This is a genomic window from Streptomyces sp. NPDC042346 (genome assembly GCF_055581845.1).
Genome location: NZ_JBVJEH010000013.1, coordinates 194,779 through 217,799, shown reverse-complemented (window position 1 = coordinate 217,799; position 23,021 = coordinate 194,779). Strand labels below are relative to the sequence as shown.

24 protein-coding genes and 1 pseudogene are annotated in these 23,021 nt (G+C 71.2%); 21 read left to right on the top strand and 4 right to left on the bottom strand.

All coding sequences use genetic code 11. The features are described 5' to 3' along the window. Positions 1-146: 146 nt before the first annotated feature. Both ACZ6K0_RS38065 and ACZ6K0_RS38060 read left to right on the top strand, forming a co-directional pair. On the top strand, positions 147-989 hold the full coding sequence (locus ACZ6K0_RS38065) for a hypothetical protein (protein WP_469578116.1): 843 nt from the start codon (positions 147-149) through the stop codon (positions 987-989). After that, positions 986-1,120 (top strand): hypothetical protein, encoded by a 135-nt coding sequence (locus tag ACZ6K0_RS38060; protein WP_469578115.1) that lies wholly within the window; start codon positions 986-988, stop codon positions 1,118-1,120. Before ACZ6K0_RS38065 ends, ACZ6K0_RS38060 begins: the two co-directional genes overlap by 4 nt. On the opposite strand, the gene ACZ6K0_RS38055 is transcribed toward ACZ6K0_RS38060, so the two are convergent. Beyond that, positions 1,115-1,567 carry a hypothetical protein gene (locus ACZ6K0_RS38055; RefSeq protein WP_469578113.1) on the bottom strand — a complete coding sequence of 151 codons (453 nt, stop codon included), beginning with the start codon at positions 1,565-1,567 and terminating at the stop codon, positions 1,115-1,117. The two genes, ACZ6K0_RS38060 and ACZ6K0_RS38055, sit on opposite strands and share 6 nt — an antisense overlap. 418 nt (positions 1,568-1,985) lie before the next feature. Here ACZ6K0_RS38055 and ACZ6K0_RS38050 point away from each other — a divergent pair, with 418 nt between their 5' ends. The 4 genes from ACZ6K0_RS38050 (at position 1,986) to ACZ6K0_RS38035 (ending at position 5,305) form a co-directional block, all read left to right on the top strand. After that, positions 1,986-2,951, top strand: a complete 966-nt coding sequence (locus ACZ6K0_RS38050) for a hypothetical protein (protein WP_469578112.1) — start codon at positions 1,986-1,988, stop codon at positions 2,949-2,951. Next, entirely contained in the window at positions 2,948-3,211 is a 264-nt protein-coding gene (locus ACZ6K0_RS38045; protein ID WP_469578110.1) for a helix-turn-helix domain-containing protein, read from the top strand. The genes ACZ6K0_RS38050 and ACZ6K0_RS38045 overlap by 4 nt, the downstream gene beginning before the upstream one ends. Positions 3,212-3,500: 289 nt before the next feature. Then, on the top strand, positions 3,501-4,367 hold the full coding sequence (locus tag ACZ6K0_RS38040) for a Scr1 family TA system antitoxin-like transcriptional regulator (protein WP_469578108.1): 867 nt from the start codon (positions 3,501-3,503) through the stop codon (positions 4,365-4,367). Continuing rightward, entirely contained in the window at positions 4,364-5,305 is a 942-nt protein-coding gene (locus tag ACZ6K0_RS38035; protein ID WP_469578107.1) for an SAM-dependent methyltransferase, read from the top strand. The genes ACZ6K0_RS38040 and ACZ6K0_RS38035 overlap by 4 nt, the downstream gene beginning before the upstream one ends. On the opposite strand, the pseudogene ACZ6K0_RS38030 reads toward ACZ6K0_RS38035, so the two are convergent. After that, positions 5,275-5,685, bottom strand: a pseudogene (locus ACZ6K0_RS38030) (TrmO family methyltransferase domain-containing protein); the annotation flags it as partial. The gene ACZ6K0_RS38035 and the pseudogene ACZ6K0_RS38030 overlap by 31 nt on opposite strands. Positions 5,686-5,829: 144 nt before the next feature. Then, a complete protein-coding gene (locus ACZ6K0_RS38025; RefSeq protein ID WP_469578105.1) occupies positions 5,830-7,218 on the bottom strand; it encodes a Tat pathway signal protein in 1,389 nt (462 codons plus the stop codon). 275 nt (positions 7,219-7,493) lie between these two features. Between ACZ6K0_RS38025 and ACZ6K0_RS38020 the strand changes: the two genes are divergently transcribed. From ACZ6K0_RS38020 to ACZ6K0_RS37950, 15 genes are all read left to right on the top strand, one after another. Further along, positions 7,494-8,045, top strand: a complete 552-nt coding sequence (locus tag ACZ6K0_RS38020) for a hypothetical protein (RefSeq protein ID WP_469578103.1) — start codon at positions 7,494-7,496, stop codon at positions 8,043-8,045. 70 nt (positions 8,046-8,115) lie between these two features. Continuing rightward, positions 8,116-9,912, top strand: a complete 1,797-nt coding sequence (locus ACZ6K0_RS38015) for a glycoside hydrolase family 15 protein (protein WP_469578413.1) — start codon at positions 8,116-8,118, stop codon at positions 9,910-9,912. A gap of 233 nt (positions 9,913-10,145) precedes the next feature. Continuing rightward, positions 10,146-10,505 carry a hypothetical protein gene (locus tag ACZ6K0_RS38010; protein WP_469578101.1) on the top strand — a complete coding sequence of 120 codons (360 nt, stop codon included), beginning with the start codon at positions 10,146-10,148 and terminating at the stop codon, positions 10,503-10,505. Between the two features lie 26 nt (positions 10,506-10,531). Further along, complete coding sequence (locus ACZ6K0_RS38005) at positions 10,532-11,134, top strand: DUF6624 domain-containing protein (protein WP_469578099.1); 603 nt, start codon at positions 10,532-10,534, stop codon at positions 11,132-11,134. After that, entirely contained in the window at positions 11,131-12,027 is an 897-nt protein-coding gene (locus ACZ6K0_RS38000) for an endonuclease/exonuclease/phosphatase family protein (protein ID WP_469578098.1), read from the top strand. Before ACZ6K0_RS38005 ends, ACZ6K0_RS38000 begins: the two co-directional genes overlap by 4 nt. Positions 12,028-12,059: 32 nt before the next feature. Next, entirely contained in the window at positions 12,060-12,524 is a 465-nt protein-coding gene (locus ACZ6K0_RS37995; protein WP_469578096.1) for a LuxR C-terminal-related transcriptional regulator, read from the top strand. Continuing rightward, entirely contained in the window at positions 12,521-13,468 is a 948-nt protein-coding gene (locus ACZ6K0_RS37990) for a hypothetical protein (RefSeq protein ID WP_469578094.1), read from the top strand. Before ACZ6K0_RS37995 ends, ACZ6K0_RS37990 begins: the two co-directional genes overlap by 4 nt. A 41-nt stretch (positions 13,469-13,509) precedes the next feature. Then, positions 13,510-14,106, top strand: coding sequence for a hypothetical protein (locus ACZ6K0_RS37985; protein WP_469578092.1), 597 nt, complete (start codon positions 13,510-13,512; stop codon positions 14,104-14,106). Between the two features lie 112 nt (positions 14,107-14,218). Then, a complete protein-coding gene (locus tag ACZ6K0_RS37980) occupies positions 14,219-15,565 on the top strand; it encodes a sensor histidine kinase (protein ID WP_469578090.1) in 1,347 nt (448 codons plus the stop codon). A 2-nt stretch (positions 15,566-15,567) separates the two neighbouring features. Continuing rightward, a complete protein-coding gene (locus ACZ6K0_RS37975) occupies positions 15,568-15,972 on the top strand; it encodes a roadblock/LC7 domain-containing protein (RefSeq protein WP_469578089.1) in 405 nt (134 codons plus the stop codon). A gap of 23 nt (positions 15,973-15,995) precedes the next feature. Further along, entirely contained in the window at positions 15,996-16,325 is a 330-nt protein-coding gene (locus ACZ6K0_RS37970; protein WP_469578087.1) for a DUF742 domain-containing protein, read from the top strand. Continuing rightward, positions 16,303-16,938, top strand: coding sequence for a GTP-binding protein (locus ACZ6K0_RS37965; protein ID WP_469578085.1), 636 nt, complete (start codon positions 16,303-16,305; stop codon positions 16,936-16,938). The genes ACZ6K0_RS37970 and ACZ6K0_RS37965 overlap by 23 nt, the downstream gene beginning before the upstream one ends. Next, a complete protein-coding gene (locus ACZ6K0_RS37960) occupies positions 16,935-18,167 on the top strand; it encodes a cytochrome P450 family protein (protein ID WP_469578084.1) in 1,233 nt (410 codons plus the stop codon). The genes ACZ6K0_RS37965 and ACZ6K0_RS37960 overlap by 4 nt, the downstream gene beginning before the upstream one ends. Next, the gene (locus ACZ6K0_RS37955; RefSeq protein ID WP_469578082.1) at positions 18,164-19,426 is read left to right on the top strand and encodes a cytochrome P450 family protein; all 1,263 of its coding nucleotides are present in this window, start codon (positions 18,164-18,166) and stop codon (positions 19,424-19,426) included. Before ACZ6K0_RS37960 ends, ACZ6K0_RS37955 begins: the two co-directional genes overlap by 4 nt. A gap of 217 nt (positions 19,427-19,643) precedes the next feature. Further along, entirely contained in the window at positions 19,644-20,909 is a 1,266-nt protein-coding gene (locus ACZ6K0_RS37950) for an MFS transporter (protein WP_469578081.1), read from the top strand. A gap of 834 nt (positions 20,910-21,743) precedes the next feature. Here the strand turns inward: ACZ6K0_RS37950 and ACZ6K0_RS37945 are convergent. Next, positions 21,744-22,355, bottom strand: coding sequence for an HD domain-containing protein (locus ACZ6K0_RS37945; protein ID WP_469578079.1), 612 nt, complete (start codon positions 22,353-22,355; stop codon positions 21,744-21,746). Positions 22,356-23,021: the final 666 nt, after the last annotated feature.

The following is a 23,021-nucleotide window of genomic DNA, read 5'->3' as shown; positions in this document are numbered from 1 at the left end:
GGACGTCCGGCCCTCTGACCTCGTGGGCTGGGACCGACCAACCCCCTCTGACCGCCCTCCGCCGGGGAGACCCGGTGACACATCCCCCGCGTGGAACCCGAACCACCCGGCGGAGGGCTCACCTTCTCCGGCCTGGAGGTCTGCTGATGGAAATCACCCCCGCTGCCCTGATCAGCGCCTTCGGATTCCTTTCTGTCGCCGGCCCCCGGCTCTCATCCTGGTTCGCTTCTCGACGAACGGTGCCGCCCATGGCCGATGCTCCCCAGCCGCCCGCCCTCACCTCTGCACCGGAGCCTGACGACGGAGAACTCCACAACGCGTTCCTCTGCCTTCGGGACGTTCTCCCCTACGTCCAGGGTTCGCATATCGCCATGCCCATGGCCGACCGAACGGTGCGCGTGGTCTCGCATCGGGGGCCGGTACTGGTCGTGCCATGGATCGATGTCACCGACCCGGGTGCGGCCGGCGCGGTTCGCGCGGCACTTCACGAGGCCGGCATCCGGGCGAGGGTCGAAGAGGACGACCTCGGAGACGTTCAGATCGCCATGGTGCTGTCCACCGCTGCGGACGTGACGGCGCTCGCGGAGCGGCTCGCCACCTGGCTGTCCCCCTCGGAGCACTTGGCGAGGGAACTGGTCGGGACCTTGCGTGAAGCCAAGTTCAGCCACCCTGGGCACGGCACGGTATCGCCGGAACGGATCTGCGAGGTGAAGCTCAGCCTGGACGACGTGCGCAAGGTCCGGGCCGTGCTCGGAGAACCTGATGAGGAGCTGACCGCGTGGGGGGCCGAGCTCTACCAGCTCGCGCAGGAGTTCGGGGCCCTGCTCAGCCGCGTACTCGGCGGCGAGATCACGACCACCGCCTACCCGGCCCGCCAAGACGACCGAGGGGCGTGGCTCGACGAATTGCTAGTCGTGGACTGGCTGTCGCTCGACCAGGCCGACCGCCTCATCTCGGCGTTGACGCTGAAGCAGGCAGGAAGGCCATGAGCAGCCGCCACCCGTACCGGGGCGTGCCGGTCCCCGACGTCACCGCCTGGTCCGCCGAGGGCTACGTGACTCTGGGCGTGATCCAGGCCCGTCAGCGCGCTGAACTTGCCGCCCAGGAGTCCCGCTCATGATCGAGACCCATTCTCGAAACAAGCTACTCGACGACTCGGCAGGCCCGGCACATCCGGCAACGCGACGCCCTGGTGCAGCAGCTCCGCACGTACCTGTCCTGGCATCCAATCGGCGCGCCCCTTCCACCCGTCAGAGTCCTGGCCGCCGATCTGAACAGCACCGTCGCGGCCGCCGCCGAGGCGATACGCGTTCTCGACATCGATGGCGAGGTCGCGTACTTCGGACGGGGACTGTGTCGCGCGTTCCGGCTGCGCCCCGATCAGCACCACCCCGACGACACAGTCCTCCTCCGCGAGCTCCGCCAGGCAGTCGAAGGGCGAGCCGTCAGTCACCACGCGCCTCTGCCGACGCAGATCTTCGCCAAGAGGTACGGAGTGTCGCCGCACCAGATGAAGAGGGCATGCCAACGCCTGGTCGCGGAGCAGCTGCTCGCCTTCGTCGAACACGGACCGGCGGGACCGGGCTACTACCCCAGAAGAAGCGTCCGGGCGGCCAAACCGCCGGCCCCGGACCTGAACACCCCCACGACGACTCCACGTCCACAACCGAGCGTGCCCGGCGGAACCGGTCCGAGCAGCAGCTGCTGACGAAGCCCCCTGCCGTCTGACACCACCCCGGAAGAGCACCGGGAGTTCCACGTGAACACGACCAGCCTCCCAGTGCCGGCCAGAGCCGGAAAGAGGACGAGCGCCTCAACGAAGCACCTCTACGAGGTGCACCCCCGCAGTCCGACCTGGCGAATTGCCGACCACCGAATCCACACCATCTGGAAGTTGAATCCTCGCCGTGTTGACCTCCAACACCTCTGTTCACCTGTCCCGGTCGCGCCCTCACAGTTCCCCGGTGAAGAGGGCCTGTTGTGCCATGGGACTCATCTGTCTGGCCATGCTGCCCTCGACCGCGGGGATGGTGAAGGCTGCCAGCCTCGTGCTCGGCGCGCCGGTGACTCCGGCGGTCGCCTCCTGGGTAGCTGTTGCCCGGCTCCTGGGGGCGGTCGTCACATCGGCGTGGCTCGTCTCAGCCGTGGCGACGAGAGTGCTGAGGACCGCGGACGTGCTTCCGCGTACCCGGGCGCGCCGGATGCTCGTCCCGGCGGCATGCGGTGCGGTGGCTGTCGTGACGTCGTTGCCCGGCGCACGGGCGGGCGCTTTCGGCGCGGCGGCATATGGCGTCGTGCTGGCGTGGCTGGCCCTGGAGGTGACCGCATCCCACGGGGTCGGTCTCGACATGTCGCTCGACGTGGGGTCGACGGCTGCACGGGCCAGCGCCTGGAGGCAGACGACCCACACGGTGGCGGCGTGCGTGGCCGGAGGCGCCCTCACCACCGGATCGGCGATGCTGATCCGCCTCGTGGGAGCAGGCGACGCCGTGCCGGTGATGAAGAGCGATCAACTGACCGCCCTCGGGATCGACTCCCTCGGCACGCTGCTGCTCAACGTCGTGTTCGCCGTCACGGTCGAGGACATCGTGATCGTCGCCGGCGCCAGCACACTGCTCCAGGCCGCACGCTGGCCCACCTGGCTGATCTACACGGTGATCTGCAGCGCAGAGGTCCTGATCCACCCCTACCTGGGGCTGCCCGCACTGGGCATGGCGGTCTACGCCGCCTGGCGCGTCAAGATCTTCCGACGCCACGGACGCGTCCTGCCGCTGGTCTTCGGACACGGCTTCTTCGACATCGTTGGCGCTCTGCTGATGCCCCTCACGCTGACGGCGCGCGTCATCACGCTGCTCCCCATCGGGGCCGGGTTCGCCGTCGCCGGTCACCTCCTCACCCGCGCCAGCGAATCTGCCCAGGCCGTCCCGGCACCCATGAAGGAGCCCTCGTGACCACTGCTCTGCGTCTCGCGGACATTCCCGTCCCCGACTGCCTGCTCGTCGCGCACAAGGAGCTCAGTCCCATGCAGCGGGCGGAGGCACGCAAGTACGTCCGCGAGGCCTACGAAACCGGGGCGCCGCTGCGCGCCATCGCGGGCCGGACCCAGCGCTCCTTCACCTTCATCCACGGCATCGCGCACGAGGCGGGGCTCACCATGCGCCCCCCTGGCCGCCGATCCCCCACCACCCCTCGCACGACGGAGACCTCCTGATGCCCTCCGCCCCGTCCACCCCGCCCGATCGGGCCCCTCGCCACGGCAACACCCGGATCCTCGTCGACCGCCTGGCAAGCGGCCCGCCGTCCCTCTCCCCCAGCCGCCGCACACAGATCCTGCGGCTGCTCGGGACCAGCGACACCCTGCCGAGCGGCATCGTGCCCACCGCGCCCCGGCCGCTGCAAGGACCGACATCGCCCGCATCCGCGCGACCGGAGTCGCATCCGCCAACGACTGAGGACCTCCTCGTCCCCGCCGCTTGGCCCACCCCAAGGAGGGACCTCCTGTGACCAGCTCCAGCGGCACGGGCACGTGGCGGCCGGTGACCCTCCGGCAGCCGGCCCGTCTCCTGCTCGGCGCCTATATGCGGGCCCTGCGCGAAACCCGCGGGTTCGAAGCGGTGGCCACCGCGCAGGCTTTGAACGTCGAGGTCAGCTCGCTGTACCTGTGGGAGCGGGGCGGGGCAGGGTTGCTCAAACCCGGGCGAATCAACAGCCTCTTACGCGTCTATGGTGCCGGCAGTCGGCAGGTGGCGAACGCGTTGTTCGGGCTGTTGCCGACTGGGCCGGCGCGCTGGCCCGAGGAGTTGTTCTGTGACACCGGCCCGGGCAACGGGGACCGCGCCGCGGCCGCGCTGAGCGTCGCGTCCAAGGTGCGCATGCTCGCGATGCAACAGGTCCCGGAGCCCTTCCGCACACCACGCTACGCAGCCCTGGTGTCCTGCCCCGCGGCTGCCGGGCTGCGGCCCGGGCCGCAGCCGGTCGCCACGCCCGTCGCCGGGCAGGGAAACGGGCGGTGGACTCTCGTGCTCGACCAGTCCGTCCTGACGCGGGCCGCCGGGGACGACCGGGTCATGGCCGAACAGCTCGACCACCTGCTGCACCTCGACCAGAGCCCGCAGGTCGATGTGCGCGTCGTGCACAACGACACTCCGCTCGCGTCGCCGCTGTCCGCTCTGACCGAGCACATCCTGCCTGGCGGTGCGCTGTGGCGGGAGGAGAGCTTCACCTACAGCGGTCTGGACGCAGGCGAAGAACGCGGACGGCTCCTGGACGAGGCCGTCAAGCGGGCGGAGCCGGCTGATGTCAGCCGCCAGATGATCGTTCAGGCACGGGACTGGCTGCTGTCCTTCAAGGGGGCGGACCGCCGATGATGACCATGCCGCACGACGAGTACCTCAAGCCCTCAGCAGCCAGAGTTCACGACCTCTTCGCGGGCGGGGTCGAGCACTACCCGCCCGACCGAGAGCTCGCCGCCCGCCTGCTCGACGCGGCCCCGTGGCTGCCGCACTCGGCGGTCACCAACGGCGCCCACCGCCCGCGGGCCGTCTACACGCTCGCCCGGGAGCTCGGGATCCGCCAGTTCCTCGACCTCGGGTGCGGCCTGCCCTCCGACTGGGACACGAGGCGCCGGCGGCACGTGCCCGCCCACACCATCGAGGCCGCCCAGGTAGTCCACCCCGACGCCCGCGTCCTGTACATCGACAACGACCTCACTGTGTTCGCCCGCGCGCGCACGGAGCTCGACTGCAACGCTCGCACCCGCGCAGTGTTCGCCGATGTCCGCGACACGGACGGCCTGCTGAACGGCCCCGGATACGGTCACGTCGATCTCAGCCACAGCGTCGGGGTCCTGGCCCACGGGCTGCTGGAGTGGATGGACGACTCTGCGGCGGGGGCGGTGATGGCCACGCTGCGCGAACGCCTCCCGCCAGGCAGCGCCATCTCCCTGACCCACGCCACCACCGAAACCGCTCCGCAGGCCATGGAACAACTCGTCGCCCTCTACAAGGACGCGGGCATCGTGTTCCGGCCCAGGTCCCTGGAACAGATCATGGACCTGCTCGGCCCCTGGGAGCTGCTGTCGCCGGGCATCGTGCCGACCGCGACATGGCGCCACCAGGACGAACTCCCTGAAGCCATCGCCACGGTGGGCAAGAAGCGGCTTCGCCCCATCGCGTCGCCCGTCGACCTCTCCCACGCCTACGCCGCCATCGTGACCGTCCCCGCTGCTCCGGCAGACGTACGCGACCGGGACGGCGGCGGTGCAGTGGTAGCGGGTCAGGGGCGTTCGTCGGCGGGAGCCCAGTAGTGGCCGCCGAGCATCTCCCCCGGCCACGCCGGCTCACGGACAGGCCCGCGCGGGCCCATCTCCTGGAAGTAGGGCGCCAGATCGATCACCGGCGTCCCGACGACCGCGTCGAGGTCGGTGACGACCAGGTCGCGGCCGCGAACCTCCAAGAGGCGGGGGAAGCTGGTGGCGAGCTGGTTCGGACGCCGGTGGTTGCGGTGGACGAACGTGCCGGTCGCGGGCCAGCGGGGGTCGTTGCGCGGACTGCGGGCATGCAGGTGCACGTCCTGCGGGCTCGCCAGGTGGAAACGCGTGATGACCAGCAGGTGGGAGAAGTCCTCGATGCCCTGGAGAGTCTCCAGGGGGTACTTCTCATCGAGCCGGATGACCGACTCCACACCGCCCTGGTAGTCGTCCTGGACCTTGGTGTGGCCGCCGACCACGGTGGCGATCACCTCGAACTGCTCCATACCCGCCTGCTCTCCCCTGCCCAGCCCGCCCCGCGCACACGCGGCTGCGGGAGGGTCACCGATGTCGTGCCCCAGTCACCCTATGGCCCGCAGCATCTCACCGGCCCGCACCTCCAGCTCGGCGGCCTTGCGGCTGCCCCGTCGTTTGAAGGGGCTCAGGTCGCTTCGCATACGCACGATGACGTCACGGGCGCGTCCGGACCGCACACCGGTCATCGCGTCCAGGGCCCTGCCCCAGGTCGCGCACGCCTCGTCGAGGTGTCCCTGCTGGACCTGCACCGAGCCGAGGTAGCCCAGGGTCACGCTGTGGGTGCGGGTGTAGACCTGCTGCTGGCGGGTGGCCACACTCCGCTTGAAGTGCGCGGCGGCGTCCCGGGGGCTGCCCAGGTCACGGAGCGCACACGCAGTCTCGTGAGCGAGCGATGCTTCGCCGAAGAACGCGACCCGGTCCGGGGCGTCGTCCGTACCCGCGCGGCCGAGGTCCCGCTCCGCTCGGCTGATCGCGGCCAGGGTCCCGGCCCGGTCGCCGGATGCGGCCAGAGCGCGGGCGTGGACGATCGCGAGCAGCGACCGCTCCCGGTGGGTGGCCTGCCCGTAGTGGAGCGGGCTCATCGACGCTGTGGCGTACTCCAGCGCCTGGCCAGGGAGGCGGAGGTCCACCGCCTGGTGGGCCAAGGCCCGCAGGATGTAGGCCGCGAGCGGCCCGTCGCCTGCTTCCGCGGCCAGCTGCACCGCGGCGACGAGGTAGCGCTGGGCGAGGTGCTGGTGACCGGCGTCGAAGGCGGTCCACCCGGCCAGGTACGTCATCTCCCCGACCGCGCTGTAGGTGGCCCGCCTCACCCTGTCATCGGCGAAATGACTGTTCAGCAGCGGCGCGGCGTCGTACTTCAGGTGTGCGGCCAGTGCCGACCTGCCGGCAGCTCCCCCGCTCTTCTGGTCACGCTGCGCGTAGAACACGGTCAGCTTGCGCAGGTCCTCGACGTCATACTGGGACACCTCGCGGTCCGAGAGAGGCTTACGGGCGCGGGCTTTCTGCGGGGCCAGGGACCAGTAGGCGGCGCCGGGGACGGCGAGACCTGCTGCGGTGTAGGCGGCGGTGGTCAGGATCTGGCGTCGTTGCATGTCGAGGTCTTCACTTCCAAGAGCGGCCAGCACGGTCGGGGTGTCGGCGTTCCAGTCGAGTCCGTCTACCGGTCCGGAACCGGGCTCCTCAGCCAGACCGATGTCGGCAGGTGTGACGCGGCGACCGAGCTTGCGCGACAGCGTCTCGCAGAGGATATGGCGTGCCGGCTCGCCGGGTTGGTGGCCTCGAACCCATGCGGCAACGTGATTACGGGTGACCGAGTAGAAGGCGGTCGCGCCAACTTCCTGCCCGACGCGAACCATGTGCGCCGCTACTTGGGGCTGCGACCAGCCAGTCTCCGCAATCCGAGCAGCCAAGGCCTCGTTGCGTGTGGTTGTCATGGACGATTCCCCGAGCTCGAAATGATCTTCAACGCCTTTACCAGGGTTGCCCAGCTCTACGGACTGCCCTCAGACGCTCTTTCACGGTTGTCTCAACGTAGCGCCAACCCGCTCAAGTTGGCCGCTCGGACAGCCCCTTCCTCATGCCCAGGCACCTCGCTGCCGTCCCTCTGCGTCTGGAGTTCGTCGTGATGGCTCTCCCCTCGAAGGCGAAGGCCCTCTTCCCGGCAACGAGGCGTGACCCCTCCTGGGACTTCGCCCCGACGCGCCCTTCCGTGGCCGGCGCTGTCCGGGACGAGGCGACGGCCGCGCGGGAGACCACGCGCCTGGTCCTCGAGGACACCCCGTTACCCGAGACGGCGCAGGACGCCCTCGACATCGACGCCCGCCTGCGCGGCCACATCCGGCGACTGAGCCTCGGCCTCGGCGTAGCGCACCCCGCTGTGCGTTGCGCGAAGGGTGCGGCCGGTGAGCGGATGCCGGATGGCATCGGCGAGGCGCGCGGGCATCTGCGGCGCCTGGCCCAGGCGGCCGTGGGCCTGGCTGATGCCGTGGAGGCCGCCGCGGCGCCCGCCGGTGCACCGGGGGCGAAGCGCCGCCGGCTGTCGGGGCGCACGGTGGCCCGGTTGCTGGCGTTCGTCGCGGCCATGGCGGTCGTGGTCTTCGCCGCGACCTCGACGCGTGACGCGACCGGGGCGGCTGTGACGCTCAGCAATCAGGTTCTGATCGTGCTGATCGTGACGGCCCTCGCGCTGCCGTTCCTTCTTCCGGCGCCTGCGCCCGCTCTGAAGGCGCCCGCCGCCGCCGACGTCCCCACCGACCAGTGAAGTGAGACTCGTGACCACGCTTCCCACCCTTGCCCTTCCTCCCGGCCCTGCGGGCGGGCTTCGCCGGCCGCTGCGGATCGAGGACTACGCCCTGCTGGGCGACATGACGACGGCTGCTCTCGTCGGGCGTGACGGCTCCGCTGACTGGCTGTGCCTGCCGCGGTTCGACTCCGACGCGGTCTTCGCCGGCCTCGTGGGAGCCGAGGAGCACGGTAGCTGGCGCATAGGGCCCGTACCCGGTGACGGGCAGTACGTGCCGCAGGCCGACCGGGTCGGCTACCGCGGCGAGTCGCTGATCCTGGAATCCGAGTGGGACACCCCCACGGGCACGGTCCGGCTGACCGAGTTCATGCCCCCGCACACCAGCGGCGAGCCGCGCCTGGTGCGGATCGTGGAGGGCGTGCGCGGCACCGTAGAGATGGCTTCCGTCCTGTCCCCGCGGTTCAACTACGGCCACACGCAGCCCTGGATCGACGCCGAGGCGGGTCTGTTCTTCGCGATCGCCGGCCAGGACGCCCTGTGGCTCGACACCGCCGCTGAGGTCACCGTCAAGGACAACACCCTGCACAGCCGCTTCAGCCTCGCGGCCGGGGAGCAGATGGTGTTCACGCTGTCCTGGCGGCCGTCCCCGGACGGGCCGCCGCAGCGCATCGACCCGCAGGGCGCCCTGGAGCAGACCACGGAGTTCTGGCGGACGTGGGTCGCCCGCTGCACGTACGTGGGGCCGTACCGCGAGGCCGTCGTACGGTCCGTGATCACGCTGAAGGCGCTGACGCACACGGCGAGCGGAGGGACCGTCGCCGCGCCGACCACCTCACTGCCCGAGGAGATCGGCGGCGTCCGCAACTGGGACTACCGCTACACCTGGCTGCGTGACGCGTCCGACTCGCTGAGCGCGATGCTGCGGGCCGGCTACCGCGAGGAGCCTGCTGCCCTGCTGCGGTGGCTGGTGCGCACGGTTGCGGGCGACCTGGACAAGCTGCAGATCATGTACACGATCCGCGGCGGGCGTCAGCTGCCCGAGCGGGTCCTGGACTGGCTGCCCGGGTACGAGGGGTCGGCCCCGGTACGGGTCGGCAACGGGGCAGTGCACCAGCTGCAGCTGGATGTGTTCGGCGAGGTCCTGGAGTTCATCGCGCTCGCACACGAACACGGCATCACCCTCACCGCGCCTGTCAAGGCCCTCGTTCGCCGGCTCATCGACCGGCTCAAGGAGCAGTGGCGCCAGGTCGACGCCGGGATCTGGGAGGTCCGCGGCGAGCCGCGGCACTTCGTCCACTCCAAGGTGCTGGCGTGGGTGGCCGTCACCCGCACGATCCGCCTCATCGAGGCCGGAGCCCTCGACATGGACGCGACCGAACTCGCGGCGCTGCAAGACGAGATCCACCGCGAGGTGTGCGAGAAGGGCTTCGACCCGCGCCGCAACACCTTCACCCAGTCCTACGGGTCGGTCGAGTTGGACGCCGCGCTGCTGCTCATCCCCCGCACCGGGTTCCTTCCCGGCGACGACCCCCGTGTCATCGGCACCGTCGACGCCGTGCGCGCCGCGCTGGCCACCCCCCAGGGGCTGATGCACCGCTACCCCACCGCCGGTGCGCGCGAAGCTCTCGACGGGCTCACCGGCGATGAGGGCAGGTTCGTGCTGTGCTCGTTCTGGCTGGCCGACGCGCTCGCCCTGACCGGCCGGGTGGACCAGGCACGCGAGGTGTTCGAGTACGTGCTGTCGCTGCGCAGCACCACCGGCCTGCTCGCCGAGGAGTACGACCCCGTCGCCGGACGGCAGCTCGGCAACGCCGCACAAGGCTTCTCCATGCTCGGTCTGATCAACACCGCGATGCTCCTGCAGGACCTGGAGGCCGTCGCATGAGGGCGCCGGACACAACGCTCACGCATCCCCGCCTGGGCCGCCTCGCCGACGCCGCGTCCGGCGAGTGCGTGGGACTGGTCTGCACTGCTACGCCGGAACCCCGAATGGCGGGTGCGGCGTCGGGACGTGGACTGCTGCCCCGGCCGGCCGGCCTGCGTCCCGCGTCCGGCACTCCGGTGCAGCCGATAGCGCCGGACGTATTGGCCCGGATGCGGGAGGCGATGAACCGCGCCGTGATCGCCAGATCCACCAACCGCCCCGTGGTCGTTCTGTACGCGCTGGCCCGGCAGGGCGGCTGCCCGGACGGTGACCTCGCCGCCTGCCAGGGCTACGCCGCCGCGCACGGCCTGGTCGTGGCCGACCGGTTCGTCGACACCGTCGACGACCACGGCGCCGCCGACGACCCGTCGCTGCGCAGAGGCTATGCCCGAGCGCTGCAGCAGCTGTCCGGCCCGGCCTCGATCGTCACCGGTCTGGTGTCGGTCAGCCGTACCGCGATCTCTCCGGTGGACCTGCTCTACCGCGACCAGCTGTCCCGCATCGCCGGCCTGGACGGCGGGCTGTGGCTCGTGCGGCGCGAGACCGACTTCTGACCCTGCGACAGACGAAAGGCCAAGCCATGACCTCCTTACCCCTCAAGGGCCGGGTGCCGGGACCGCAGCTTCCTGACATGGCCCGGACCCTGATCGGCCGGGCCGAGCACGCCCGCCCGGCCTGGAACACCCCCGCCATCACCCGCAACCTTGCCGCCAGTCCCGCGCCCACACGCGAGACCGGTCAGACACTTCGCGCGATCCTTGCCGAGTACGGCTGGCCCGGGCGGACCCTCGTCGGTGACGAAGGTGCCCAGGCCGCGGCCGCCCTCGCGCTGCACTGCGACCACGACCCCGACCTGCAGCGCTCGCTCCTCAAAGCCCTGCGCGAGGCGGTGGAGCGGGGTGAGGCGACCGCCGCACAGTGGGCGCACCTTTACGACAGGTGCCGCGCCGCAGCAGGCCGGCCGCAGGTCTACGGCACCCAGTACGCCTTCGTGCCGGACGTGTCCGGCGGCCGTCTCGACTTGTATCCGGTCGAGTTCCCCGGCCGTCTCGACGAGCTGAGGGCGCAGGTCGGTCTGGGCCCGCAGGCCGAGCAGGAGGGCCGTCTGCGCCGCCACCACATCACCGCCGCCCCGTCCATGGCGGCGTCGGTGGCGGCTACGGGCGGGGGGCGTGCCGCGTGAGCGAGACCATCACCGCGGTGAGCTGGAACGTGGAGCAGGGCATCAACACGGCCGCGGCCGCCGCATGGGTGCGGGTCCTGGGCCCGGAGCTGCTGTTCTGGCAGGAGGCCCGGCGCGAGCAGCTGCCGGATCTGGCCAACCGGCTCGGCATGGACGGCTACATCGCCGTGCCGCGTCCCGGGAGCCGCAACGACAACGCGATCTTCGTCAAACGAGGTGGTGCGTTCGTGTTCGTCGAGGAGTACCGGCAGGACTGGGCTCCCTGGCACGCCCCCGCGAACATCGCCGTCAAGCTCCGCAACACCACCGGCACTCCCAGTGGACGGCAGATCAGTCTCGTCAGTGTCCACGCCTGCTACTGGAGCCCCGAGTACCGTCTCACCGAGGCCCGCTGGTGCTCCACGCTCGCCAAACCCGGCTGGCTGGCCATGGTGTTCGGGGACTGGAACTCCTACCGCACCGGCGAAGGCGGCCCCTGGGACGGCTACGAGGACACCGCGTTCGTCGCCAACCGCACCTACGCAGTCGACGGCACGCGGCGGGCGGACGACCGGCCCGATGGGGAGCTGCTTGCCGCCGGCTACATCGAAGCGGGCCGCTACGCCGCCGAGCACCTCGGCCAGCCCGAGGCGCTGCGTGCGACCGCGGGCTACCGGGCCCATCCCGGCCGGCCCCCGGGGCCGGGCTACTGCATCGACCGCGGGTACCTCTCGCCGGAGCTCGCCGGAGCCCTGACCCGGTTCACCGTCTGTGACACCCCCGCCCTGCGCGAGTTGTCCGACCACCTGCCCCAGGTAGCCGAGTTCGACACTCAACGACTGCAAACGATCTTGAACACCCGCGCTGCGACGTATGTCCCCCACACCCGGCCCCACGCGCCGTCCCAGCCCTGACCCACACCCCCCCCCAGGAATCCCCTTCCCCGATGAACACCACCACACCCGACGTCACGCTGCTGACCGCCGAGCAGAGGCGCGCTGCCTCTCCGCTCGTCTACGGCCTGTCCAACAAGGTCATCGGTGCCGAGACGTACCTGTCCGAGACCACCGTGGCCAGCCATCTGTCCGCCCTGCGCGAGCGGCTCGGCGTGCCGGGAAGCAGCCGGCCCGTCCTCGTGCACACGCTGCTCACCCGCCGCCTCGTCGCGCGGCCGCAGGCCCGGCAGGCCTGCCCGGCGTTCACCAGTGAGGAGCTTCAGCTCGTCCGGGCGATCGCCGAGCACTCCCTCAACGCGGACATCGGACGCGTGATCGGCGTGCGCGGCGAGGACGTCCGTACGGAGATCGACGCCGTGGTCGCCAAGGGCCGGGCAGACAACACCACGCACCTGGTGGGCCTCGCACACACCTGGGGCCTGTTCGACCAGGCCGGTTCGGAGGCGCAGGCGTGAGCGCCGTGATCACCTCCCTCACCGACGCGCAGGACCTTCAGGTCTGGGATTCGTCCCCGGCTGCGGCCGCCCCGACGTGGCTGCCGCGGCGGCAGACCGTCGCCTACCGGTGCGGAACGCACTTCGACGCCGTGCGCGCTCCCGCCGACATCGCCCAGGTCGTCCACGACACCTTCGACGTGCCCGGGCCGGTCATCGCCAACGACTCCACGCTCACCTGGCACTTCCTGATCGAGCCGGGCCTCGTTCCTGACGAGCCCTGGAGCCAGTTCGTCCAGGTGCTGCGCGCCGGCACCGTGCTGGGCATCCCCCCGGCCTCCACGCATACCGGCCGAGACGTCCGCTGGGTCCGACTGCCCGGGTCCGGCACCACCGACCCCCAGATTCTGCGGACCGCGCTCACCGGTCCGCCGTGGGCCCTCGACGCCCCCATCCGCCAGCTCCACGCCCAGCCCCCCGCGCGCACCCTCCCCCAGGCGACCACGCCTGCTCCTTTACCGGCGCCTTACCGTCCTGGCAAGGCCGTGCTGCGTGTGGCCGCCCGGGTGGCGGCCGGCCGGAATCAGGGCCAGACCGCCGATGACTTTGGGGTCTCCCCCGCCACCGTCCGCGGTCACCTCTGGTCCCTCAGGGCCCTGACCCCCGCCGTCACACCGGCCGGGAAGATCGCAGCCCTGCTGGCTGCTGGCTACCTCACCCCACCGGCCCCTGCCCTTCACCCCCGGGACGTCGACGAGCAGGACCTGGCCGTCCTGCGATACACGGCCGAGCTGATCAGCCGCGACGCGCTCCCGCCCGAACTGCGCGAGCCGCCCGCCACCGTCATCTACCACCAGGCCAGGCTGCGCTGCCTCGTCGAGGCGGCCACGAACGCCCAGCTCATCCACCTCACCTGGCCGCTCCTGGCCGCCGTAACACCGCACGCGACGGAGACAACCCCGTGACGCACCCCTCGCCCACCCCCACGGCCCTCACCGCGCCCCCGGTGACCGAGCCGGCCGGGTTTCGCTACACGGTCCGGCGCCCGCTGCTGAACGTCGAGCGACAGCAGGTCGTCGACCTGGTCAACCTGCGCCTGAAGGACCTGCTCAAGCGCGAGCTGATCAGCCCGGGCGACGTGCCGGTCCGCCGCGCCGCCCTGGACCACGTGAACCATGACCTGTTCGCGCTGTGGGACGAGCAGACACCCATCGGCGCCCTCCTGCTGCGCCACCGCGCTCGCCTCGGATTGTGGAGCCTGCAAGAGCACCGTCAGCCTGCGCTTGAGGTCGACGCCATGTACTCGGTGCCAGGCGGCACGGACCGGGCCGGACTGCTGATGACCTTGTGGCTGCGCGACCAGGCCGCTCGTGAGGGCGGCATCGACGTCCTGCGCGGCCATGTACAGGCCGACGGCCGCGAGGCCCGGCTCGTCGACTACCTCGTGCACAACTGCGGATGGCAGCACGTGCGCCAGGTCGAGACCGATGACGGGCGCACCTTCGAACTGCTGCAGACAACGCCCGAAGCCAAACCCGGGCTGCACGCCCTCATCGACAGCCCCGGCATCAGCATCCACCCCCACGAGAGGGCCGCCCAGTGACCGCTCCACACACCGATACCCGCCCTTCCTCCGGCTCGTCCAGCGGGTGCCGGCTTTCGCCGACGGTGGACCGCGCGCTGTGCGGGAGCTCGGCCTCGGTGGTGAGGGTTCGATGATCGTCTCCGCTACCACGGTGGCTCTGGGTGTGATCGGCGTGGGTCTGGTGTGCGTCTGCGGGAGCCTGCAGCGCCGCCTGAGGGCCGCGCAGGTCCAGGTCCGCACCGAGCGCCGCCAGATCAATCAGGTCACCGGCCAGCTTCGGGCCGCCGAGACGTTCCTCGGAACAGTCGCCACCGAGGTGATCCCGGATCTGCGGAGCGCGGTGCTCCTACACGGCCAGAGGCACTACAGGGAGTTCCCCATCCCCGGCGAGCTGGCGGGAACCCCTCTCGCCCAGCAACTGTCGACGTGCCTCCATGGGCTTACTGCTGCGTTGCGCCATGTCCAGGGCGAGGTGCGCGAGGCGGCCGAGGTGGACATGTCCGCGGCCCGTGCGGCCGCCACAGCACGGGCCGACGAGGCCCACCGTCGCGCGCAGGACGCCACGCGGGCGGCGGTGCTCAGCGTCACGCAGTCCCTGGTCGTCACCGCCTCCCGGGTCTCCCGACTGATCAGCGAAGCGGTGCGCGAGCATCAGAACGACGCGGCGTACGCGACGCTCATCGCCATCGACCAGCGCGTGCAGCAGATCCTCCTCGCCGCCGACAGCTACGCCGTGCTCAGCGGCGGGAAGCTGACACGCCGCTCACCGGCCTCAACGCTGACCGACATCGTGCGGGCCTCGATGAACGCGCTCGACGGGTTCGAGCGCATCCACGCCGACCAATCCGATGCCGTGCTCACCGCCCGCGCCACCGGCCCGGCGGTCCTCACCCTGGCCGTCCTGTTGAACAACGCCCTGCAGTACTCCACCCCCAACTCCTACGTCGAAGTACGAATCCAGCACGGTGCGCGTGGTGTGACGGTGACCGTCGATGACGCCGGGCTGCAGATCAGCCCGGAGGAACTGGAGCGGGCACGGCGGCTGTTCAGCGGCACGGAGCACCTGGACATCAACAGCCTGGGAGCCAAACCGCGCACGGGGCTCGCAGTCGCCGCGACCCTGGCACACACGTACGGCTTCACGGTCGGCATCGAGGCCCCCAGCCCCTTCCACGGCACGCGCGCGCAGGTGTTCTTCCCCAAGGAACTCCTGACCACCCCCATTCCCGCCGATGAGGACCGCCCGCACCTGGCCGCCACCACGCCGCCGGCCACGACCGGCAACGGCCCGGTCACCACTACGAACGGCCTGGCCATCCGCCGGCGCGCGGCTGCTCCCATACCGGCGGGCACGCCCACCAGGCCGCCGGCCACCGCCGCTTCCGCGACGGGGAGCGCTTCGCTCCTCGCCGCGTGGACCGAGGGCAAGAACCGCGCCCGCAGCACCCCCAACCCCACCTCCCACGAAGGAAAGTGACCATGCCCGACGCGTACCCTCTCAACGCACTGCTGGACCGCGAGATCGGCTCCCTCGACGGTGTCGTCCTGTGTGTGCTGTCCACCAACGACGGGATGTTCAAAGCCCACACCACCCCGCTCGATCAGACGCTGGCCGCGCAGGTCGCCGCGATGGGCACCACCTGGCGCGGAGCGGCGAAGGCCCTGAGCAGCGTCGTGTCCGGCGGCGAGGTCCGCCAGGTGGTCATGGAGACGGACACGGGCATGTTTCTGGCGGTCGAGGCGGCCGAGAACACCCTGCTCATCGCCCAGACGACGCCGGACGCCGACATCGCCACGATCGTCCACGTCATGATCCGGCTGGCCACACAGGTCAGCGCCGACATGGCCGCCGCCCAGCGTGTGTCTGAGGAGTCGCGGGGGTGAGCGGGCCGCGGCGGGACCCGGACATGATCCGGCCGCACGTGCGCACCGGCGGGCGCCTTCGTCCGTCGCATGCGGACGTGGGCCTGGAGACGCTGGTGATCGCCGCGTCCGGGCCTCGCGACCGGCTCGGGCCCGACGCCCGAGCGGTGATGAGCCTGTTCGACGGGGTGCGCGGCGCCCGGGCGGTCGCGGAGATCGCGGCCGCCCTGCGCCTGCCGCCCACCGTCGCACGGATCGTCGTCAGCGACCTGCTGGACACCGGCCACCTCGCAAGGCCCGTCGCAGCCCACGCCCACCAGCCCGACACCACGCTCCTCCAGGAGGTGCTCAATGGACTTCGCGCATTCGTTTGAGGTGGCGCCCAACACGGTGCCAACACAGGCCGTGGTGCCGGCCACGAGCGCGAGCCGGTCGGCGAAGATCGTTGTCGCGGGTTCCTTCGGGGTCGGCAAGACCACGTTCATCGGGGCGGTCTCCGAGATCAAGGCGCTGCGCATGGAGGAGCCGATCACCCAGGCCAGCGCCGGCATCGACACACTTGCCGGTGTCCCCGGGAAGACGACCACCACCGTCGGCATCGACTTCGGGCGCCTTCAGGTCACCCCCGACCTGGTCCTCTACCTGTTCGGACTCCCCGGACAGAACCGGTTCCTCGGCCCGTTCGCCGACAGCGTCCTTGTCGGCGCGCTCGGCGTGCTCGTGCTGGTCGACACCCGGGACCTGGAGGCGTCCCACCCCACCCTCGACCTGTTGGACAACGGCAGCCTGCCGTTCGGAGTGGCGGTCAACCGCTTCGACGGGGCACCGGCCTACCCGCCCGCCGAGATACGCCAAGCCCTCGCCCTTCCCGGCAACACGCTGCTGACAACCTGCGACGCCCGTGAACGCGGCTCCAGTCTCGCCGCCCTCGTCACCCTGCTCTCCCATCTCGCCGTCCGACCCCAGTTATCGGAGCTCCACCAGTGACCACTCCACCTTCAGTACCGCCTGCTCACGACGAGGCGGAGCGCGTGGCCTTGTACGAGGCCGCGTTCGCTGACGACCCGCAGGCCGCCTACGCCCGGATGCGTCAGGTGCACGGGGCGCTCGCGCCGGTCTGGCTGGCGCCCGCGGTGCCCGCGACCCTCGTCATCGGCTACCGGCAGGCGCTGCGCATCCTGAACGACCCCCAGCGCTTTCCTGCCGACCCGCGCGCATGGCAGCAGACGATCCCCGACACCTGCACGGTGCTGCCGATGCTCGAGTGGCGGCCCAACGCGCTGCGCTCGACCGGCACGGTGCACGCGCGCTACCGGGAGGCGAACGTCGCCGCGATCGACGCGGTCGACAGCCACGCTCTGCGCGCGCTGACCGGCGAGCTCGCCGACACCGCCATCGCTGCGTTCGTCCGCAACGGACGGGCCGACCTCCTGACCGAGTTCGCCTGGCCCGTCGTCTTCGGTGTTCTGTGCCGGCTCCTGGGCTGCCCTGCCGACATCGGGCGCCGTATCGCCGAGGGCATGATGAAGCTCTTCGACGGGGTGAACGCGACCGCCGGCAACCAGATCCTCGACGCCGCCATCAGCGAGCTCGTCACTCTGCGCCGGCGCGAGCCTGGCGACGACATCACCTCCCGCCTGCTGGCCCACCCCGCCCGTCTCGACGACACCGAGATGCTGCACCAGCTCGTCACCCTGTTCGGGGCCGGGATCGAGCCGCTGATGAACCTGACCGCCAACACCTACGTGGTGCTGCTGACCAACCCGGACTTCACCGCGGACCTGCACGCCGGTGTCGCCACCGTCCGCGAGGCCTTGGACTACGTCCTGCACCGCAACCCGCCGCTGGCGAACTACTGCGTCACCTATCCACCGCACCCGGTCGACCTCGACGGGACCGTGCTGCCCGCCCATGAGCCGGTCGTCATCTCCATGGCCGCCTGCAACACCGACCCCGCGCTCGGCCCCGATCCCGGCGCCGGCGGCAACCGCGCCCACCTGGCCTGGAGCACCGGCCCGCACGCCTGCCCCGCCCGCACCCCCGCGTTCGTCATCGCCGAGACCGCGCTCGTCCATCTCCTGGACGCGCTGCCCGAGATGGACCTCGCCCTGCGCCCCGACGCGCTCGTCTACCGGCCCGGGCCCTTCCACCGGTCCCTGACCGCCCTGCCCGTCCTGTTTCCCACCCCGCCGCTTCCCGAAGGACTGCCCGCATGAACACCCAGCCCACCCCGATCGTCCTCGACCCCACCGGCGCCCGCCGCACCGCCGAACACGCCCAGCTGCGCGCCCACGGCGCCACCGCCCCCGTCGACATCCTCGGCGTGAACGCAACCGCCGTCACCGACCCCGACCTCCTCAAGACGCTCCTGACCAGCAAGGACATCTCCAAGGACCCGCGAGCCCACTGGCCCGCGTTCGAGGACGTCGTCCAGACGTGGCCGCTGGCCCTGTGGGTCGCCGTCCAGAACATGTTCACCGCCTACGGCACCGACCACGCCCGGCTGCGCCGCATGATCGCCCCCGCGTTCTCCGCCCGCCGCATCCAAGGCCTCGCCCCGTTCATCGACGCCACCGTCACCACGCTCCTCGAGGACCTCGACACCCTCCCCGCGGGCGAGACGATCGACCTGCGCGAGCACCTCGCTCACCCGCTGCCCATCACCGTCATCAGTCACCTCATGGGCGTCCCCACCGACCAGCGTGACGCGTTCCGGGACGTGGTCGACGGCGTCTTCGACACCACCCTCACCCTCCAAGAGGCCACCGCCAACACTGCGGCGCTGCGCACCGCCCTCGACGACCTCATCGCCACCCGCCGCGCCGACCCCGGCGACGACCTGACCTCCCAGCTCATCGCCGCCCGCGACGAAGAGACCGACGGCGGCCAGGGGCTGAGCGGCGACGAGTTGCGCGACACGCTGCTGCTGATGATCAGCGCCGGCTACGAGACCACCGTCAACCTCATCGACCAGGCCATCACCCTCCTGCTGACCCACCCCGACCAGCTCGCCGACATCCGCGACGACCGCGCCACCTTCGCCGACGCCGTCGAAGAGACCCTCCGCCTCGAACCCCCCGTCACCCACCTTCCGATGCGCTACGCCGTCACCGACACCACCTTCCCTGACGGCCAGGTCATCCCCGCCGGCGAGCCGATCCTCGCCTCCTACGCCGCCGCCAACCGCCACCCCCGCTGGCACACCGACCCCGACACCTACAACATCAGTCGCACCCACACCGACCACCTCGCCTTCGGCCACGGCGTCCACTACTGCCTGGGCGCACCCCTGGCCCGCATGGAAGTCGAAAGGACCCTCCAGGCCCTGTTCACCCGCTTCCCTCACATCGAACTCGCCATCCCCGTCGCCGCCTTGAAGCCCCTTCCCTCCTTGATCAGCAACGGCCACCAGGCCCTGCCGGTGCGCCTCCGCCCCACCACCTCCACGTCCCGCAGCGGCAGGACACCACAGTGACGACGCCCCTCACCTACACGCCCCCGCCCCCGTCCAGAAGCGGCTTCCGCGGGCTCCCCGCGACGGGGAGCTCGCATGCGGCCGGCCGGCGCAGGCTGGGCAGGCCGGCACGATCCACAAGGGCGCCCGGCAGCACGCCGAAGACTCCCCGCCACCTCGCCCTGGCCCCTTCCCTCTCTTCGGGCCTGGGTCTGATCCCGTTTCCCTGGAGCGCACCGTGACGGCGGCCCCCGACACCACAGCCACCCCTTCAACTCAGGGCAACCGGCACGCTCTGACGACGCTCTTGGTCGGTGAGGGCATCAGCTACACGGGTACCGCCGTGCACACCGTGGCGCTGCCCGCCCTGGCCGTCCTCCACCTCCACGCCTCCCCCGGCGACATCGCCCTGCTGGCGTTCGCGGCACAAGTCCCGGCCCTGGTGGTCGCGCTACCGGCGGGCGTCGTCCTGGACCGGTACCCGATACGCACCGTCCGCATCACCACCGACGTCGCCGCGGCCGCCGTCGTCCTTGCGATACCCACCGCCGCCCTCCTCGGCCAGCTGACCATGCCCGCCTTGTACGCCGTAGCTCTCGCCCTGGGAACCCTGAACGTGTTCCACCGGGCCTCCGCGATGGCGGCGCTACCCCGGCTTGCCGGCGCCGGGGCGCTGCACCAGGCGCACGCTCGGCTGACCGCGGCGATCACGATCGCCGGTGCCGCCGGGACGTCACTGGGGACTGTGCTCGTCTCGGCGGTCGGGCCGGCCCGCGCGATCGTGGCTGACGCGCTCTCCTTCTGCGCGTCCGCGTGGTGCGCGACCCGCCTGCGGCCCCTGCCCGTGGCCGACTCGGCCGACGGGAGGCCGTCGATGGCCGGGGCAATCCGTGGCGGTCTCCTCCACAGCGCGCGCGACCCGCTGCTGCGCCCACTGCTCCTGACGCTGGCCGCAACCGGCGTCGGCACCGGGCTGACCAGCACCTACCTCGCCTACTACCTCCTCACCACCGTTCAGACCGGCACAACCGGACTCGGCCTGATCCTGGCGGCCGGCAGCCTCGGAGGACTCTCCGGCGCGTTGCTCGCCCCCCGCCTCGCCCAGCGCTACGGCCCCGGCACCGTCCTCGGTGCCGGACTCACGGTCTACGTCCTGACGCAAGCAGCCCCCCTTGTCGCCGGAACCGGGCCCGGCTGGCTGGCGGCCCTCGCCATCGCCGGGTTTACGCAGAACGCCGCAGCCACCGGTGTGGGCACCACCCAGCGCGCCATGCAGCAGTCCGTCAGCCCGCCCCACCTGCGGCCCCGCATCCAGCAGACCGCCATCTGGCTGTTCTCCGGCAGCCAGACCCTCGCCTCCCTCGCCGCCGGCGCGCTCGCTGCCCTCACCAGCGTGCCCACCACCATGCTCACCGGCCTCATGTTCCTGTCCCTGGCCGCCTGGGCGTTGTGGCGCTCCCCAGTAGGGCGCCTGACCGCCATGCCCACGGCCATCGAACCCTGAACCGCGTCGTCCCGCCCACTGACTGCCGAAACCGTCCCGGACGCCGTCCCCGCCAGCCTGACGTGCGGGCCTCACCCGCACCCCATGCGGATCCGGTCCTGAGGCGCTCCGGCCGCCCCGCCCAGCACATGACGCCGCCTTCGCGGCCCACCCCTGGAGCCCCTCATGCGCATCGCGCCAGCTGCAAACCGAGACCGAACCTTGCGACCGCCCCCCGGGGTACCGCACGTCCGAACACGGCCCGGCGCTGGCCGCCGCCGTGGCTTTGACGGGAGGGCGCGGCGCCGTCCTGGCCGACCCCTACCGCGGCCCGTGGCACCTGCTCACCGCCCCCCGCAGCATGGCCACAGGCGCGTGGGCACCGGCGGCATCCGCCTGCTGCGCACGGGTACCCGCCCGACCATCCCCTGCATCAACGCCACCGCCGACACCGACCTGTGCTGGCACACCACCCGGCGCCGACGACACCACCGGCCAGCAGCAGCTCACCGAAGCCCTCCTCACCGCCGACCAGCCCCACACAAAGCGCGCAGCCAGTCGGTAACTCCGGCTGCGCCCCCCGGCGCGGCATACCGCGGAGCGCCCCTCCCCACCCTTCAACCCCCGCGTGTGAAAGGGCGACACACCTTGAGCTCCTCGACACCAAGCCTCTTACCCCGCCAAAGAGACGCCGTGCTGGGAGTGATCTCGCAGCTCGCGTCCCAGGGTCGTGCGACGGCCGTGATGGCGTGCGGCACCGGCCAAACACTCGTGGGTCCCCAGGCGGCACGCCTCCTCTCCCCCGCAGGTGTCCGGCGACTGGCCGTCGTCCCGGCCGTGCTGGTGGCGGGCGGGTCAGGGTTGGGCCGGTGCGCCGGACAGGGTGTTCTGCCAGTGAGCTGGGTCCATCGCGGCTGCGGCGTCTGCGAGGCTGCGAGCGGAGCTGGTCGTGAGCGCGGCCCTGCACCTTTCGATCTTGCCGTCGGTGCGGTAGCCGACTCTCCGGTACTCCAGGGCCTGGTAGAGGCAGTCCAGTTTGTCGGCGTCGCGGGCACAGCGCGCTTCGACGGTCTCTGCGGCTTCGAACTCCTCGATGGCCGTAGCTACCGCGGCGGCGACGGCCGGGTGGGTATTGGCGACCTGGTCGGCTGTGACCTTGCGCGGGTCGGCGGTCGTGACGTAGCGGCGGGTGAGCGGCGTCTGGTCACCGATACGAGTCTCGTGCAGGTCGTGGAGGGTGCACAGCAGGGCGGTGCGGGCCGGATCCGCACCCTCCATCGCGGCCAGTACGAGGCCGATGACGGTGGTGCGGTGGCTGTGCTCGGCGACGTTCTCGGCCGCCAGTACGGGGACACCGTCGTAGGACCAGCCGGTACGGGGCTGGTTGCGCAGGGCGCCGGCCTCGAAGAGCAGGGCAGCAGCGGCGGCGGTCTCGGTATCGGCATCGGTGGGCATCTGATCGGACACGGCGTTGCTCCTGGCAGTGCGTCAGTTGGTGTGGGGAGACGGTAGTGGACCGATTCGAGGTCGCGTCGCGATACCGGGAACAGGATCTGTGCGTCCAGGAGTTCGACAGTGCGCTCCCGCAGGTTGCGGGCAGAGGCGGGGTCGGCCAGCGGCAGCCATGGGTGGAGGTCGAGGAGCGTGCGCAGGGAGTGCACGTACAGGTCGACGGTGCCCGGAGCGTAGTGGAGCGAGCCAGCGAGCTCCTGGAAGAGATGGACCGGACTCCACGCGGACGGGTCCGGCCGATGGAGAAAGCCGTCGCCCGGCTGGGTGGCCGGCATGGAGCCCAGCCAGTAGCCCCAGTACGCGAGGTTGGCGAGTTCGCTGTGCTGGTCGCCGGCCAGGGCGCCGACGAAGTCGTGCAGTGGGGTGGGGTCGCCTTGGCGGGCGGCCACCGTAGCGGCGGTGCGGGCCTCAATCCACCGCGGCGTGTACGCGCGCAGGGCCAGGGCCGGACGCATGGCGCGCAGCGCCTGCTCAGCCCAGTCCTCGGCGTGGGGGGCCGGGTCGTAGGACGCGAGGTACAGGCTCTGGCGGCGCAGAAGCAGCTCGCCTGCCCGGCCGGCACTCTCGGCCGTCCGACGCAGTTGAATGAAGAACTCTGCCCGGTCGGTCGCTGTGAGATGG